The sequence below is a fragment of the Cobetia sp. UCD-24C genome, assembly GCF_001306765.1.
In the GTDB taxonomy this organism is placed as follows: domain Bacteria; phylum Pseudomonadota; class Gammaproteobacteria; order Pseudomonadales; family Halomonadaceae; genus Cobetia; species Cobetia amphilecti.
Window position 1 is genome coordinate 404840 of the sequence record NZ_LJTD01000003.1, and the last position, 15245, is coordinate 420084.

The following is a 15245-nucleotide window of genomic DNA, read 5'->3' on the forward strand; positions in this document are numbered from 1 at the left end:
GCAGTGGCTGACATTTGCCGGGGCTCAGAAACGACATCACCCGGCCAGGGCCGGGTGATGTCGAACAAGACACTTGTCTGTTTCAGTGCGACGCGAGATCGGCTCACTGGCTGCGCATGGCCAGCTTCATCTGCATGGCCTCGTAGGGCATCGGGCGACGCGACTGCCAGTAGTGCTGGGACCAATAGACGTTGTCGAGCCGCGACAGCTTCACGCCTCGCGAGGTGGAGGCATGCAGGAAGTAGCCGTTGCCGACGTAGACACCCACATGGTTGTAACGACGCGAGGGACGGAAGAAGACCAGATCACCCGGCTTGAGCTGCGACTTGTCGATGCGCTTGCCACGCTTCACCTGGTCGGTGGTGGTGCGCGGCAGATCGATGCCGAAGCCATCACTGAAGACATGCTGCATCAGGGCGGAGCAATCGATGCCGCGGGTGTTGGTTCCCCCCAGACGATAGGGCGTCCCGGCCCAGCGGTCATGCTCTTCCAGCAGGACATCGCGGATGCTGGGCCCTGACATGGCGTAGTCCTGCGACTCGGCGGCCGGCTGGGACGCGGACTGGCGATAGCGCTTGAGCTTCGGCAGTTCCGGCAGGTCCACATCGTAATAGGCTACATCATTGGACGGTGTTGAGTGACTGGCACAGCCTGCCACACCCAGTGGCAGGATCAGAAAACAGCATAATAACGCGTGGCGCATCCAGCATTCCTCGTCGTGGGCCCGGCGCTGGAAGGGTGAAGGTGAGCAGCGCTTGCGGACGGCGATAACCATTGATGCATGACGATGATCGTTGATCGATCAGGGATATTACGGCGACTATCTGACAAGGTGGGCCGGATCAGGCAGCACACCTTGCAACACGATGACGACAGTCAGATGACAAACTCGAGTCGTTCGCAGGATAGTAGTTCATGTTTCCGCAAACCGTATGCCATTGCCGCACAAGTTAGACCAAAGCATCAGAGGAAGTGCCCTCTGCCGCTCACCCAACCTGAATTGAATCCCGCTCAGTGCAACGTGCGAGCGTCTCCGCTCAGCACATCCAGATGCAACGCCGGCCAATGCCCCGGGCGCGCGCCCGGGAAATCGAGACTCGACCAGGCACCCGCCAGCGGTGGCGCCGCCGTCAACCACTGGATGAGCGCATCGCGGAAGCCGCGCAGGAAGCTGTCACGCTGGTCGGTGTCGCCCATGAAGAAGGCATAGCCGGCGAACAGCCCTCGGGCATATTCCTTCCAGCTGCCGTAGTGGTCACGCGCCATCGCATAGGCGCTGTCCAGATAGGCGGTGAAGGTCGCATCGTCCAGCCAGCCCAGCTGTCGCCCGGCAATCGCAAGATCCACCATCTGGGCGATGTCCCACGCCGCCATGTCCAGCTCGTTGCAGCGCGCCTCGTTGTCCCTGACGCGACGCAGACGGTCCAGATGCACCTGCTCATCATCGCCGCGCTCGGCGCTTTCCAGCACGTCGATCTCATTGTCGAGGCGGGCGCGATTGAGGGTGTAGGGGCCGTAATTGATCTGGTATTCGTCCCGATCACCGGCATCGCGCAGGAAGTCGAGGAAGCCCTTGAGCGCCTCCGCATTGGCGAGGCCGTAATGGCCTTCGAGCCAGCCGCTGAGTTCCTCGACGCCCCGCCCGTACTCGACCATCGGCTCACCCCAGCACGGCGTATTGAGCGGACCGCTCAGCGCCAGCGCCGTGAAACGATCCAGACTCGGACGCAGCCCCGGCTCCTGCCAGTCGCTGGCGCGCCAGTCGAGCCAATGGAACAGGCTGCCGGGGTCATCGAGATGCCAGCGGATCTCGTTGACCAGCGGATGATCCTCGAGTTCCGGCACCGCGGATTCCCACACCGCCCAGGCTTCCAGCAGACGCATGGCGTCCGGATAGTAGCGGCACAGGGCACTGCGCAGACGCTCGGCACACAGGGCCAGCTCATCGGCCGGGAAATCACCGCTGTCCTGGACCATCAGCAAGTAGAAGGCGTACTTCTCGGCCATCACCACACTGGCGGGATAGCGATGACAGACGGCCAGACGCTGACGTCGTTCCAGCTCGACGGCATCGGCACGCCCGAAGGGCGTCTGGGGGTCGGGCAAGGCACCACGCGCGGCATCGGCGGCCAGCTGGTTGAGATGATGCGCCTGCGCCGGCAGCCAGAAGCGCGCCATGCCCTGCACGCCATCGCGGGTGTCCAGCGCCAGTGTCTCGTTGAGATATTGGCGTGCCTCTTCGCGGCGCGCCGCATCGACCTCGGCGACAAGCCCCTGACGATAGAGCAGGTCCGGCTCGCGGATACTGGCGATGGCCAGCACCCAGTGGCGGCTGTCATTGCGCCAGGCGCGAATCGCCGCGCGGCAGCGCTCACGCTGGGCAGCAGGCAGCAGCGCATGCAGCTCGCAACGCAGCGGCGTCAGCGGCGACGCCATCAGCGGACGCCAGTCACTCTCGGTGTCGCGGGTCAGATCGACACCCTCGAACAGACTGCGACCGCGCTGATAGGCGCGGGCCACGCCCTGCCAGTCAGCATAGCGGCGCACCAGCAGGTCGATGCCGTGGGCGGCGAAGTCCTCGCCCTCCTCACGACTCAGCCAGCCGGCACATAGCCCGGCGAAGGCGAGATCGACCAGACGCAGCCAGTCCCAGGCGGCGAATTCCAGCGGCTCGCCACGATCGAGATACTGCAGCAGCAGCTCACCGTAGGCCGTCGGTGACGGGGGCTTTTCCAGCCCGCCATCGGCGACGTCGATGCTGGAGGAGGCATGCGCGGGGGCGCCCTTGCGCCCTTCCGTCTTGCGTTCGGCCTCTTCCTGAGCCGCATCCGCTTCCAGCTCATCCAGCCACTTGGCACGCTCGCTGTCGCTGGCCGTCATCAGGCGTGCGCTGTCGATGTCCCAGCCATAGCGATGCCCCTGCGAGGCCAGCCACAGCAGCAGTCGAATCAGCTCATCACGCCCGGTGATCGCCCAGGTCTCGGCCAGCCAGCGCGTGACGTCCGGCCAGTGCGCCGCGGCGTCAAAACCGCTGACACCGTCTTCGTGCGGGCCGGTGTCATCGGTGGTCAATATCTGACCGCCGAGCCACGGCGAGAAGATGGCGCGCGCCATCCAGACCCGGTCGCGCTCGCCCTGAGGCCAGAGCTCAGTAACCGCCACCGGAGGCTGTGCCTCCAGTGCCTCCTGCAGACGCGGCCAGGTGACGCCGGCGTCTTCGTGCTCCAACTGGGACAGCGCGAGGCTGGCCTCGAAGAAGCCATCATCGCCTCGCGTCCAGCCGGCATCGCTGCGTGAATGGGCCAGGGCCTTGAGCCAGTCATCCAGCGAGGTGAAACGCCCGCCGATCGCCGTGAGCAGACGTATCAGCCAGGCACGCGTGCGCGCCTCTGACAGCCAGCCGGCAGTACGTGCCAGCGCCAGCAATTCCAACGCCTCCAGCTGGTGCAGCGGGTCCGGAGTGTCATTGGGGAAGGCCTCCAGCAGACGCCATCCCAACTCGCCCGCATCCGGGACTTCCTGGGCCTTCAGACGCGCGCACGCCTGGGCCGGTGTCCACACCGTTTCCGGCGCTGCACTGAAACCCCAACCGCACAACACCAGCTGTTGCCCCCACCAGGCACTCAGGGGTTCGACCAAGGCACACCTCACGACTCGATAGGATTCGACTGACGCAACACTTGCGACCGGGCAACTTGCAACCGGCGGCGCATAGTGTAACGGAAAGGGGCTTGCGGCGATGCCCCACACGCAGGATAGCGCGCACGAACCACACCATGACGCCCGATGACAATGGCACTGTCATCGGGCGTCATGGTGTGGGTGGCCGCAGACAGCACAGACCAAGATTACCGCATTATCATCACATCAGGATGTCTTCATGGACTTGTTGCCGGTCGGGATGCGGAAGAAGGCGCAGTACGCCACCGGCAGCACCACCAGCGTCAGCAGGGTCGCCACGCCCAGCCCGAACACGATCACCACCGCCATGCTCGAGAAGAAGGCATCCGGGAACAGCGGAATCATGCCCAGCATGGTGGTGATGGCCGCCATCGACACCGGCCGCACACGACTGACGGCCGCCTGCACCACCGCCTGGAAGCGATCCTCCTGCTCATCGAGCTGCACGTTGATCTCCTCCACCAGCACGATGGCGTTCTTGAGCACCATGCCGATCAGACTCAAGGTGCCGAGCAGCGCCATGAAGGTGAACGGCGCGCCGAACACGATCAGGCCACTGACGATACCGATCAGCGTCAGCGGCACGATGGACCAGATGGCCAGCGCCTGACGCAGGTTGGAGAACAGCAGCACCGTGATCACGAACATGCCCAGCAGCCCCATCGGCAGCGAGGAGAACAGCGCCTCCTGAGCCTCGGATGAGGTTTCGTACTCGCCGCCCCACTCCAGGTGATAGCCCTCGGGCAGCTCGATGGCCTCGATCTTGGGACGGATACGCCCCAGCACGCTGGCGGCCGTTTCGCCGGACAGCGGCATCGGCTCTGCGTAGACCGCCAGCATGCGCTGACGATCGCGACGCTTGATCAGCGGATCGCGCAGCTCGGTCTCGAGCGGCCCCATCACCGAGCCCGCCGGCACGTAGGTCTCCTGCTCATCGCTCCAGACGTTGAGGCTCGCCAGGGTGTCGAGGTCGAAGCGCTGACGCTCTTCACCGCGCAGCAGAATCGGGATCAGCTCGGAGCCTTCGCGATAGACACCGACGCTCTCGCCGTCGCTGTTGATCAGCAGCGCCTGATGCAGCGAGTCACGTGTCACGCCGACACGCCGCGCCTGATCATCCAGGAATTCGGGCTCGATGCGATTGACGCGATTGCGCCATGACAGACGGATGCTGTCGGCCAGCGGCTCCTCCTCGAAGACGCTACGCACCTTGCCCGCCAGCTGACGCAGCACTGCGGGGTCTTCGCCGTAGAGGCGCGCCTCGAGACTCGCCTTGGCCGAGGGCCCGACCTGCAACGCCTGCACCTTGTATTCGACTTCAGGATACTCGGCGCGCACCAGGCGTATCACCTTCTCCATGCGCGCTTCGCGACTGGCCCGGTCCTGGGTCTCGACGATCAGCTGCCCGAAGCTTGCATAGCTGTCTTCCGGCGAGTAGGTCAGCGTGAAGCGCTGGGCGCCCCCGCCGGTGACGCTGGTGACATGATTGACCTTGTCCATCTTGAGCACCTGCTGCTCAAGGTCGGCGATGCGCGCTTCCGTCGCCAGCACATCGGTGCCTTCCGGCATCCAGACATCGACGAAGAACAGCGGTGTCGAGGCATCCGGGAAGAAGGCATTCTTGACCTGCCCGAAGCTCATCACGGCCGCCACCAGCAACGCCACCGCGCCCCCCAGGGTCAGCCAGCGCAGGCGAATCGCCCAGCTCAGCAGGCTGCGGAAGCCACGGAAGATGACACCACGATAGGGGTCTTCCTCCTGATTCTCATCCGTGTCGCTGCCTGCCGTCTCCCGCGCTTCGCGGAAGAACATGTCGAAGAAGAACGGTGTCAGCGTCAGGGCGGTGATCCAGCTCAACAGCAACGAGTAGCACAGCACCCAGAACAATGACCCGACGAACTCGCCGGTGGCATCCGGCGACAGACCGATGGGCGCGAAGGCAGTGATCGCGATCACCGTGGCCCCCAGCAGCGGCATGCGGTTCTGATTGACGACCTCGAAGGCGGCCTGGCGTTTGGTCTTGCCGCGCTTGAGGCCGATCAACATGCCCTCGGTGACCACGATGGCGTTATCCACCAGCATGCCCAGCGCGATGATCAAGGCCCCCAGCGAGATCTTCTGCAGCTCGATGCCATGAATCGACATCATCACGAAGGTGCCGAGAATGGTGATCAACAGCACCAGCCCCATCAGCACGCCGCTCTTGACGCCCATGAATACCAGCAGCACCAGAATCACGATGCCGACGGCCTCGGCCAGGTTGATCAAGAAGCCGGACACCGCCTCATCCACCACCTGGGGCTGGTGGTAGACCGTGGTCAGCTCCATGCCCAGCGGCATGCGCGACTCAAGCTCGCCAAGACGCTTGTCGACCAGCGCACCGACCTCGACCACATTGACGCCAGAGGCGAACGAGATGCCCAGCGACAGCGCCGTCTCACCATCGGTGTGATAGAGGCGCGACGGCGATTCGGTGTACTCGCGGCTGACCGAGGCGATATCGCCGAGACGAATCAGGCCACCATTGCCGGGACGCCCGACCACCAGACGCTCCAGGTCCTGCACGCTCTGGAACTCGCCGCTTGGCTGAAGTTCCAGCGACAGGCCGTTCTGACGGATCCGCCCGGCGTCGCCGACCACGTTCTGGGCATTGAGCAGGTTGGCGAGCTGATCCGGCGAGATGTTCAGCGCCTGCATGCGATCACGATCCAGCGCGACGATGACCTGCTCGCTGCGCGCGCCGACGATGGAGACCTTCTTGACCCCCTCCACCAACGTCAGCTCGCGCTGCAGGAAGTCGGCCTGGTCCTCGAGGTCATGCGCCGAATAGCCCTTGCCGCTCAGGTTGTAGAGCAGCCCGAACACATCGCCGAAGTCGTCATTGACGATCGAGGAACCACTGCCGGGCGGCAGGCTCGACTGGGCGTCATTGATCTTGCGGCGCAGCAGGTCCCAGTACTGCTGCATCTCGTCTTCGCGCACGCTGCTCTCGAGTTCCAGCGTGATCTGGGAAAGACCGGAGCTGTTGACCGAGCTGACGCGCTTGAGATTGGGAATCTGCTGGATCGCCTTCTCCAGCGGCAGCGTGACTTCCTCTTCCACCTGCTTGGGCGTCGCGCCCGGGTACTGGGTAATCACCACCGCGTTGCGGATGGTGAACTCGGGAAATTCCAGCTGGCCGAGGCCGAAGAAGGAGGTCACGCCACCCACCGACAGCAGCAACACGACCATCCAGCTGATGACCTTGTGTCTCAGGAAATAATCGACCATGGATCAGAGCCCCGCTTCCTTGACCCAGGGACGCACAGGCTCCCCGGCTTCCATGCGACTGGCACCCGCCGTGACCAGACGGTCACCGGCACTCAGTTCTCCCGTGATCACCAGCCCTTCGCCGGTGGCCTGCAGTACCGTGACCGGCACGGCCTCGACGGTGCCCTGGGCGCCAGCTTCCTGCTGCTTGCCCTCGCTCTTGCCCTCGCTCTTGCCGTCGTCTGAGCCGGCGTCCGTGGTGGTGTCATTGTTGATCGATGCGCTCGCCTGGGTGTCACCGCCCTTGGGCACATAGCGCCACACCACGGCCTGGTTCGGGCTTTCCTCCTTAGTGACCACCGCCTCGATCGGCACGCGCCACTGGCCCTGGGTCGCCGCCGTCAGCTGCTGCATGTCCAGTTCCACGGTGGCGCTCATGCCCGACAGCACGGTGATGTCCTGCGGCTCCGGCAGCGTCAGGGTGACTTCATAGCTCAGCGAGCCCTCGCTGGCGCTGGTGTCGTGCTCCTTGTAGCGGGCCGGGTAGCGCGACTCGCCACTGCCGAAGCGCACCCAGGCCAGGGCGGCGTCCTCAAGGCGCCCGGCCTCGGCACGCTCACGATCGATGGCGCGCACCTGACGCTCCGGCATGTTGAAGATCACGTCGATCTGCCCCGGCTGCTGCAGCACGGCGATGGTTTCCTGGGCGGCGACCACCTGATAGTTGTCCACCGGCACGCGCGCGATCACCCCGTCATAGGGCGCCTTGAGATAGGTGTAGCTGAGCTGGTCCTGCGCCTGGGAATACTGGGCCTGCGCCGACTGGAATTCGGCCTGCGCCTCATCGAAGCGTGCCCGACTGATGGCGCCCTTCTCCACCGAGTACTTCATGCGCTTGTAGGTCGCCTGCGCCAGATTGAAGCTGGAGCGGGCATTGTTGAGCTCGCTTCTGGCATCGCGATCATCCAGGCGCGCGATCAGCTCGCCCTTCTCGACCTCCTGACCGGCCTGGACCTTGAGTTCGCGCAGCTCACCGCCGATGCGGAACGACAGGTTGGAGCGCTCCGAGGCCTCGACCACGCCGGGGTAGCGCTGGATGACACCGCCGCCTTCATCCGACAGCGACAGCAACTTGACCGGATGCACCTTCTGCTTCTCCAGCGGCGCCTCTTCCTCGCTGCAGGCCGCAAGCCCGAAGGCCAGCACGAGTCCGGCGAACAGCTGAAGGACGCGGCCTCCCCGCCAGGCGAAAGGAGTACGCAGGTGTGGCTTGGCACCAGGTCGAAGTTTCATCAGCGGGCCCTTGAGTCGTTGGAATAAAATGGCACAAGCGAAAATCTGTCATCTGTCCGGCGTGCGCTGCGGGGCTGGCTGCCCTCACTGGCGAAGCGCGATCGCGTCCCAGGCCATCTCGAAGGCCTGGTCGAAGCTGGCATCACTGATGGCCGGCAACTGGCAACTGGAGCCCTGCAGCAGGCTGTAGATCGACCGAAACATGAACACCTCGATGAGGGCGAGATCGATCTGCTTGAGGATGCCGGACTGCTGGCCCAGCGCGAAGGCGTCCAGCAAGGGCGCGGCGCGCTCCTGATTGGCCACCCTCAGGGCGTCCTGCATATGGGAAGAGTGCAGAAACTGATCGTGAAAGAGGAACAACGCAGGCTGACGGCGACCCAGCGACACCAGGGCATTCCACACCCGACACAGTGCCGACTTCAGCTGCTGGGCGGCCGGCGACAGCGTTGACGGCTCGGCCTCGAATGCCTCTGCCGGCTCGGCCTGGAAGGCCTCGATGGCGACCGCGATGATGCGCCGGCTGACCTCACGAAAGGTCGCCTCCAGCAGGTCATCCTTGTCGCGGTAATAGAGATAGAGCGTGCCGGGCGACATGCCAGCGGCACGCGCGATGCGCGCCACGGAGGTCACGGCAAAACCATGCTCGGCCACCTCATGCAGCGTGGCTTCCAGCAACGCCTGCTGCTTGTGTTCATCACGATGGCGCATGGCCCGTCTGCCTCTAGTCTGTTCTGGTCAGTTCTGATCTGGTCTTGAGCGAATCCCCACAAAATAAATGAACGTTCATTTATTTACAACCAGACATTGCGCGGCCGAGTGCATGCACGCGCCTCGCCATGCAATTCAGCTCATGCAAATCAGCTCATGCAAATCAGCTCATGCAAATCAGCTCATGCAAATCAGCTCATGCAAATCAGCTCATGCAAATCAGCTCATGCAAATCAGCTCATGCAAATTATCTTATCCAGCAGATCAAGCCGTGACTGAGGGTCAGAGGCGTCAAATACAAGGCCAGTGAATACCTGACTCGAAATGCCTGACTCGAAATGTCAGGCACGGAATGCCAGATACAGAATGTCAGAAACAAGAAAGCGCAGCTCATCGAGCTGCGCTTTCTAAAGGCATCCACCTGAAATCTGACACGCGCCCGCGGCGCGCCTCAGCTCTCGGGATCGATGATCGCGATGATGTGGTCTTCCAGGTCCTGCTGGCGCACCGATACCTCGGAGACGGCAAAGCGTGACACCGAGACCCCGGCGCGCTTGACGCTCTTGGCATCGCCGGTCAACAGCGGGTGCCATTCGGGCAGCTCACGGCCTTCATTCAGGCGACGATAGCCGCAGGTTTCCGGCAGCCAGCGCAGCTTGCCCACCGTCTCGACATCCAGCGGAATGCAGCCCGGCACGCGCGTGGCGCGATTGGGATAATCGCGGCAGCTGACCTTGCGCACATCCAGCAGGCGACAGGCGACATCGAGTACCGCGATATCGCCACTGTCTTCATCCTCGAACTTGAGCAGGCAGCATTGGCCACAGCCATCGCACAGCGCCTCCCACTCGGCGGTATTCAGCTCCGAGAGTGCGTGGCGCTCCCAGAAACGCTCACGCTTTCCGCCGTCAGGCTGCGGAACATCGCTCATCTTGCTCTCCTCGCCCTGCCGGGCAGCAGGGTCGTTTCATCAGTACGGTCTTGTCTGCCGGACAGGGCGTCAGTAATGCGTTTCCGGCGGCGTCACGCCAATCTCCTTGAGGAGATTTTCCTTAACCGGCGGCATCTGCAGATAGAAGCCCTGCTCGCGAATCTTCTCGAGCACCGTGGTGCTGGCAACGCGCGCCAGCGGCTTGTCGGCACGAATCAGCAGTGTCATCAAAGGTGTCGGCGTGCCGAAGATGCCCAGCAGGGATTCCGGCACATCCTTGAGACCACGCGCCTTCTCGACGTAGAGATACATCTCGTCCTTCTTGGCGCTCTTGTAGATCTCGCAGATCATCTTGTCGTCTGTCATCGGGCTACCCATCATCTTGCAGCGCTTGCGCGCATCAGCGGGCTCTCGCGTCACGGGCATGATCCGAGAGCTCACTACCGGTTTCTGGCCTGTTTCTGACCTGTATTGCTGGCAGGCCAGGCTGCGCGAGTCTTGCACATGCCCCCTTGCAGTCTGGCCCACGAAAGCGGCGAGCGTCAGCTCTCGAGCGCCTTGGCCAGGCGCGCGGCCAGCAGCTCACCACGCCAGCCCTGCGGCAAGGGCAGCGGCTCGCCCTCGTAATCGGCGATCACCAGCGCTTCCATGTCACGGCGCTTGCCGAGAATCTCAGGCTTGAGCTGCTGTGTCTCGGCCACCGCATTGACCTCACGCTTGAGGCGCTTCATGCAGTTCTTCCACTCCGGCGCCAACGGCGACGGCGGCACGCGCGGCAGCTGACTGTCATCGATCATCGCCACGTCCTTGAGCAACGTCAGCACGGTGTCCCCGTGGCGCTTGATCTGCGGCGGATGCATGCCATCGACCTTGGCCAGCTCGAAGCGATTGGTCGGCAGTCGCTCGCAGATACCGAACAGCTGCGCATCGGCCAGCAGGCGTGAACGCGGCACGTCGCGCAGACGAATCTGCTCCTCGCGCCAGTCGCACAGCACCTGCCAGGCGGCCAGGCCACGCGGCGAGAGCTTCCACAGGCTGCGATGACGCTTCCAGTACTCCGGGTCCGGCGTGGCACCGCCGCTGCTGCCCGGGTCCCGGCAATCCTCTTCAAGCCACGCCATGCGGTCCAGCTCGAGCAATGCATCACGCTGCTCGGACCACACCTGCGGCAGGAACAGCACGTCCAGCGCGGCGTAATCGCACTGCGCCTGACTCAAGGGGCGCTTGAGCCAGTTGGAACGCGTCTCTTCCTTGGGCACGGTGACGCCCACCACGCGCTCGACCAGACGCTGATAGCCCATCGAGGCTTCGCCGCCGGTCAGGCCTTCGGCGATCTGGGTATCGATCAGCGGCGTCGGCGCCACGCCCGCCCAGCGCAGGAAGACTTCCATGTCCTCGCCACAGGCGTGCAGCAGCTTGAGCGGACCCTCTGCCCCCAGCAGACGCTTGAGTGCCTCGCTGGCCGGCACCACCGTGGGGTCGATCAGGAAGATGCGCGGCGTCTTGCCATCCGCACCGGGCAGCTCGCCGTCACGGGCGGCCATCAGCTGCACCAGTGCCGGAATCGGGAAGAAGGTCGACTCGCGGATGAATTCGGTGTCCAACGCCAGCCAATCGGCGCCTTCCAGTTCTGCACAGGCAGCGGCCAGCGCCTCGGGGGTCTCGACCCAGACGGCCTCGAAATCGAGTTCTGACAGCAGTGCGGTGGCGGGTTGATCACTCATCAGCAAGGAAATCTCGTGGTGACAGGCTTGCCCGGGCAAGCGGAAATTGAAGGTGACGGGCACTCGCCAGACACCGGGCGGTAAACGACCGCGGGCGTGGTGGTTCCTGACCACCACGCCCGCAGACGTGCTGCTGTAGTTGCTTTGCTACCGAAGCTGCCTTGAAGCCGAAGCTGCCTTGATGCCGGTGCCGAACAGCGTCGGCACCGGCATCGCATCAGATCTCGCCGAGGGTGAACGGCAGACGGCCGCTGAAGGCACGACTGAGCGTGCCGCCATCGACGTATTCAAGCTCGCCGCCCATCGGCACGCCATAGGCCAGACGCGTCAGCTTGAGCGGCTGCCCACCGTGCTGCACATCGCGAAGCTGCTCGGCGATGTAATGTGCGGTGGCCTCGCCCTCGACCGTCGGGTTGGTGGCCAGCACCAGCTCCTCGATCTGGCTCTCGCGGACGCGGGTTTCCAGCGCATCCAGCCCGATATCCTCGGGCCCGATACCATCCAGCGGCGACAGATGGCCGTGCAGCACGAAATAGCGCCCCACATAGCCACCCGCGCCCTCGATGGCGAGCTGGTCGGCGGGCGATTCCACCACGCACAGCACGCGCTCATCACGCCGCGGACTCAGGCACAGCTGACAGACCTCTTCCTCGGTCAGCGTGCGGCAGCGCGCGCAATAGCCGACGCGCTCCAGCGCCTCGCCCAGCACGCCGACCAGACGGTCGGCACCCATGCGATCACGCTCCAGCAGATGCAGCGCCATGCGCTGTGCCGTTCGCGGGCCAACGCCCGGCAGCACGCGCAAGGCATCCAGCAACTGATCTACCAGCGGCGAAAATCCCATCAGAACGGCATCTTGAAGCCGGCCGGAAGGTTCATGCCAGCAGTCGCCTCTTCCATCTGCTTCTTGGAATTGACTTCGACCTTGCGCACCGCGTCATTGACGGCGGCCGCCAGCAGATCTTCCAGCAGCTCCTTGTCTTCTTCCATCAGGCTCGGATCGATCTCGACGCGCGCGACGTCATGACGACCGTTCATGGTGACCTTGACCATGCCCGCGCCGGATTCGCCCTGGACTTCCGCCTTGGCGGCTTCTTCCTGGACCTTCTGCATGCGCTCCTGCATTTCCTGCGCCTGCTTCATGATGTTACCCATACCGCCTTTTCCACCGAACATGGCTCACCTCATCAATAACGTGTTGAACATGACCTAACGATAAATGCTGTCTGCCGGACGTGCCATGTCGTGGCACCTCCGGCCTGTGGTGTGCGTGCCTTGCCGGCACACGTACCGCGAATCCGGGAAAGCGTCAGCAATGCCCGGCACCGCCGACACTCGGTCGAAACTGCCCAGAGCGTCAGAAATCGTCCGGCTCGAAGGAGTTGACGCTTTCCTCGATCAGACGCGCGCCCAGCTGTTGCTCCATGGACTGGATATGCGGGTCAGCACGCAAGGCTTCAACCGCGCGCACATGACGTTCGCCCAGCAGACGGATGCGACGACTGTGCGGCGTTTCCAAACCTTCCGGCAGCGGCGCGACGCTGATCTCCAGCACACGCTCCACGCCCTGGCCCGCCAGCGCCTTGCGAATGCGATCCTGATGGACTTCGGCCATCATCGCCGACTGGGCGGGGTCCAGCCTCAACTTGAGGTGGGTGCCGTCATCGTGCTCGACCAGGCAATGCGCGCCGATATTGCGCGTGATGCCGCCCAGCCCCAGTGAGGGGAACAGCTCCAGCCACGCGGCGTGATTCAAGCGACCATCGGCACTCGGGGCGCTCGGCGCCGGCGTGGGAGCAGCCGCGGGTGCCGGCTCCGGTGCGGGAGCAGGCTCCGGCAGCGGTTGCGCTGCCACGGCTGGCTCGCTGGCGACCGGCTCGTTTGCGACAGGCTCAGACACGACCGGCTCAGCCGCCGGCGATGCAGCGGGCTCGGGCTGTGCTGGCGGTGAGTACTCAGCGGGCTCTAGCGCTGCTGGTACAGCTTCAGCGGGCTGCGGCGCTGTCATTTCAGCCGGCTGCAGGGCCGATGACTCAGCAGCCTCTGGCTGTGTCGGCGCGGAACCGAAGGCGGCACTCAGGCGTGACATCGCTGAACTTGGCGCAGCGGGCGCCTGTGCAGAAGCTGCTGCCTGTTCTGGCGCTGGCGCCGACACTGGCGCGGCCGCTGGCTGGGGCGCGTCTTGCGCTATGTCGCGAAAGCCGGCATCCCGGGCGTCCTGCGGAACGTCCTCCGTCGCCCACGGGGGCGGCTCGTCGGCCATCGGCGGCTGTGCTTCAGCCGCTGGCGCGGCCACTGGTGCAGCAGGCTGGGGCGCGGGCGCCATCGGGGCCACCGGCGCTTGCTGAGGCTGGGCCGGGGCTGCCTGAACAGGAGTTTGCTGAGCCGGAGCTGCTTGAACAGGAGCCTGCTGAACCGGGGCTTCTTGAACAGGAGCCTGCTGAGCCGGAGCTTGCTGGACAGGCGCCTGGGCTTGAGCGCCAGGCGCGTTCACCCCCTCCGCCTGGCCGGTCATCGGCAGCGGCGTCTGCGCCGGGCGCGGCACGCCCTGCGGGCGGAAGGCCAGCATGCGCAGCAGCGTCATTTCCAGCGCGGTGCGCGCATCCGGGGCGTTGGCCATGTCGCCACGCCCCTGCAGGGCGATCTGGTAATAGAGCTGCACGTCTTCGCCGGTGAAGCGGCTGGCCAGGGTCGCGACCTCCGCCAGCAGACTCGCGGCATCCAGCGAAGCCAGACACTCCAGCAGCGCCAGCACGTGGCGGTGATCCAGCGTGCCGAGCATGGCGGCGACATCTTCGCGCCGCACCTGGCCATGGCCGAAGGCGATCGCCTGATCGGTCAGACTCATGGCGTCACGCATCGAACCATCAGCGGCCTTGCCGAGCAGCCACAGCGCGTCTTCCTCGAAGCTGACTTCCTCGCGGGCGAGAATGTCAGACAGGTGCTCGACCACGCGCACCGGCGGCATGTTCTTGAGCGTGAACTGCAGGCAGCGCGACAGGATGGTAACCGGCAGCTTCTGCGGATCAGTGGTCGCGAGCAGGAACTTCACATGGGGCGGCGGCTCTTCCAGCGTCTTGAGCAGCGCATTGAAGCTGTGGGTCGACAGCATGTGCACCTCATCGATGAGGTACACCTTGTAGCGGCCCTGGGTCGGCGCGTACTGGACGTTGTCCAGCAGCTCACGCGTGTCCTCGACCTTGGTCCGCGAGGCGGCGTCGACTTCGATCAGGTCGACGAAGCGGCCCTCATCGACCTCGCGACAGGTGCCACACACGCCACACGGCCTGGAGCTGACGCCCTCTTCACAGTTCAGGCACTTGGCCAGAATGCGCGCCAGCGTCGTCTTGCCGACACCGCGGGTCCCGGTGAACAGATAGGCATGGTGCAGGCGCCCCTGATCGAGGGCATTGACCAGCGCACGGCTGACATGCTCCTGACCGATCAGTTCGTGAAAATTGCGCGGGCGCCACTTGCGCGCCAATACCTGATAGCTCATTGAGCGGGGCATTCCTTGGGCGATCTGAAACATGAGCTGAAACCTGCACGACCCGGCTGGGCTTCACCCCCGACGGTCGACAGACGGAGACCGATGACGGGCCTCGCTGAGAATGCGCTCATTCTAGCGACTTGCCGTGTGGCTTCAAAGCGCGATG

Annotated in this window: 11 protein-coding genes; all 11 read right to left on the reverse strand. The window is 64.4% G+C overall.

What is annotated here, in order from left to right; all coding sequences use genetic code 11:
* Positions 1-103: 103 nt before the first annotated feature.
* The 11 genes from AOG28_RS05900 to dnaX all read right to left on the reverse strand — a co-directional run bounded on the left by AOG28_RS05900 (position 104) and on the right by dnaX (position 15088).
* A complete protein-coding gene (locus AOG28_RS05900; RefSeq protein WP_082388350.1) occupies positions 104-703 on the reverse strand; it encodes a C40 family peptidase in 600 nt (199 codons plus the stop codon).
* A 308-nt stretch (positions 704-1011) separates the two neighbouring features.
* Entirely contained in the window at positions 1012-3639 is a 2628-nt protein-coding gene (locus AOG28_RS05905; RefSeq protein ID WP_054555629.1) for a DUF1266 domain-containing protein, read from the reverse strand.
* A gap of 228 nt (positions 3640-3867) precedes the next feature.
* Complete coding sequence (locus tag AOG28_RS05910; protein WP_054555630.1) at positions 3868-6951, reverse strand: efflux RND transporter permease subunit; 3084 nt, start codon at positions 6949-6951, stop codon at positions 3868-3870.
* A gap of 3 nt (positions 6952-6954) precedes the next feature.
* Positions 6955-8223 (reverse strand): efflux RND transporter periplasmic adaptor subunit, encoded by a 1269-nt coding sequence (locus tag AOG28_RS05915; RefSeq protein ID WP_054555631.1) that lies wholly within the window; start codon positions 8221-8223, stop codon positions 6955-6957.
* 84 nt (positions 8224-8307) lie between these two features.
* Positions 8308-8934, reverse strand: a complete 627-nt coding sequence (locus AOG28_RS05920) for a TetR/AcrR family transcriptional regulator (RefSeq protein ID WP_054555632.1) — start codon at positions 8932-8934, stop codon at positions 8308-8310.
* 451 nt (positions 8935-9385) lie between these two features.
* Positions 9386-9865, reverse strand: coding sequence for a YcgN family cysteine cluster protein (locus tag AOG28_RS05925; RefSeq protein ID WP_054555633.1), 480 nt, complete (start codon positions 9863-9865; stop codon positions 9386-9388).
* Positions 9866-9934: 69 nt separating this feature from the next.
* A complete protein-coding gene (locus tag AOG28_RS05930) occupies positions 9935-10291 on the reverse strand; it encodes a YcgL domain-containing protein (protein ID WP_235506957.1) in 357 nt (118 codons plus the stop codon).
* 116 nt (positions 10292-10407) lie between these two features.
* A complete protein-coding gene (rnd, locus tag AOG28_RS05935) occupies positions 10408-11589 on the reverse strand; it encodes a ribonuclease D (RefSeq protein WP_054555756.1) in 1182 nt (393 codons plus the stop codon).
* 217 nt (positions 11590-11806) lie between these two features.
* Positions 11807-12433 carry a recombination mediator RecR gene (recR, locus tag AOG28_RS05940; RefSeq protein WP_043333870.1) on the reverse strand — a complete coding sequence of 209 codons (627 nt, stop codon included), beginning with the start codon at positions 12431-12433 and terminating at the stop codon, positions 11807-11809.
* On the reverse strand, positions 12433-12765 hold the full coding sequence (locus tag AOG28_RS05945; RefSeq protein WP_043333871.1) for a YbaB/EbfC family nucleoid-associated protein: 333 nt from the start codon (positions 12763-12765) through the stop codon (positions 12433-12435). The genes recR and AOG28_RS05945 overlap by 1 nt, the downstream gene beginning before the upstream one ends.
* A 181-nt stretch (positions 12766-12946) precedes the next feature.
* Entirely contained in the window at positions 12947-15088 is a 2142-nt protein-coding gene (gene dnaX / locus AOG28_RS05950) for a DNA polymerase III subunit gamma/tau (protein ID WP_054555634.1), read from the reverse strand.
* Positions 15089-15245 lie beyond the last annotated feature (157 nt).

What these genes read in the sequence shown, in the direction of transcription:
- AOG28_RS05915 (WP_054555631.1), bottom strand. Translation starts at nt 8,223, where the DNA reads ATGAAACTTCGACCTGGTGCCAAGCCACACCTGCGTACTCCTTTCGCC.
- AOG28_RS05945 (WP_043333871.1), bottom strand. Translation starts at nt 12,765, where the DNA reads ATGTTCGGTGGAAAAGGCGGTATGGGTAACATCATGAAGCAGGCGCAG.
- AOG28_RS05900 (WP_082388350.1), bottom strand. Translation starts at nt 703, where the DNA reads ATGCGCCACGCGTTATTATGCTGTTTTCTGATCCTGCCACTGGGTGTG.
- AOG28_RS05930 (WP_235506957.1), bottom strand. Translation starts at nt 10,291, where the DNA reads ATGCCCGTGACGCGAGAGCCCGCTGATGCGCGCAAGCGCTGCAAGATG.
- AOG28_RS05910 (WP_054555630.1), bottom strand. Translation starts at nt 6,951, where the DNA reads ATGGTCGATTATTTCCTGAGACACAAGGTCATCAGCTGGATGGTCGTG.
- recR (WP_043333870.1), bottom strand. Translation starts at nt 12,433, where the DNA reads ATGGGATTTTCGCCGCTGGTAGATCAGTTGCTGGATGCCTTGCGCGTG.
- rnd (WP_054555756.1), bottom strand. Translation starts at nt 11,589, where the DNA reads ATGAGTGATCAACCCGCCACCGCACTGCTGTCAGAACTCGATTTCGAG.
- dnaX (WP_054555634.1), bottom strand. Translation starts at nt 15,088, where the DNA reads ATGAGCTATCAGGTATTGGCGCGCAAGTGGCGCCCGCGCAATTTTCAC.
- AOG28_RS05920 (WP_054555632.1), bottom strand. Translation starts at nt 8,934, where the DNA reads ATGCGCCATCGTGATGAACACAAGCAGCAGGCGTTGCTGGAAGCCACG.
- AOG28_RS05925 (WP_054555633.1), bottom strand. Translation starts at nt 9,865, where the DNA reads ATGAGCGATGTTCCGCAGCCTGACGGCGGAAAGCGTGAGCGTTTCTGG.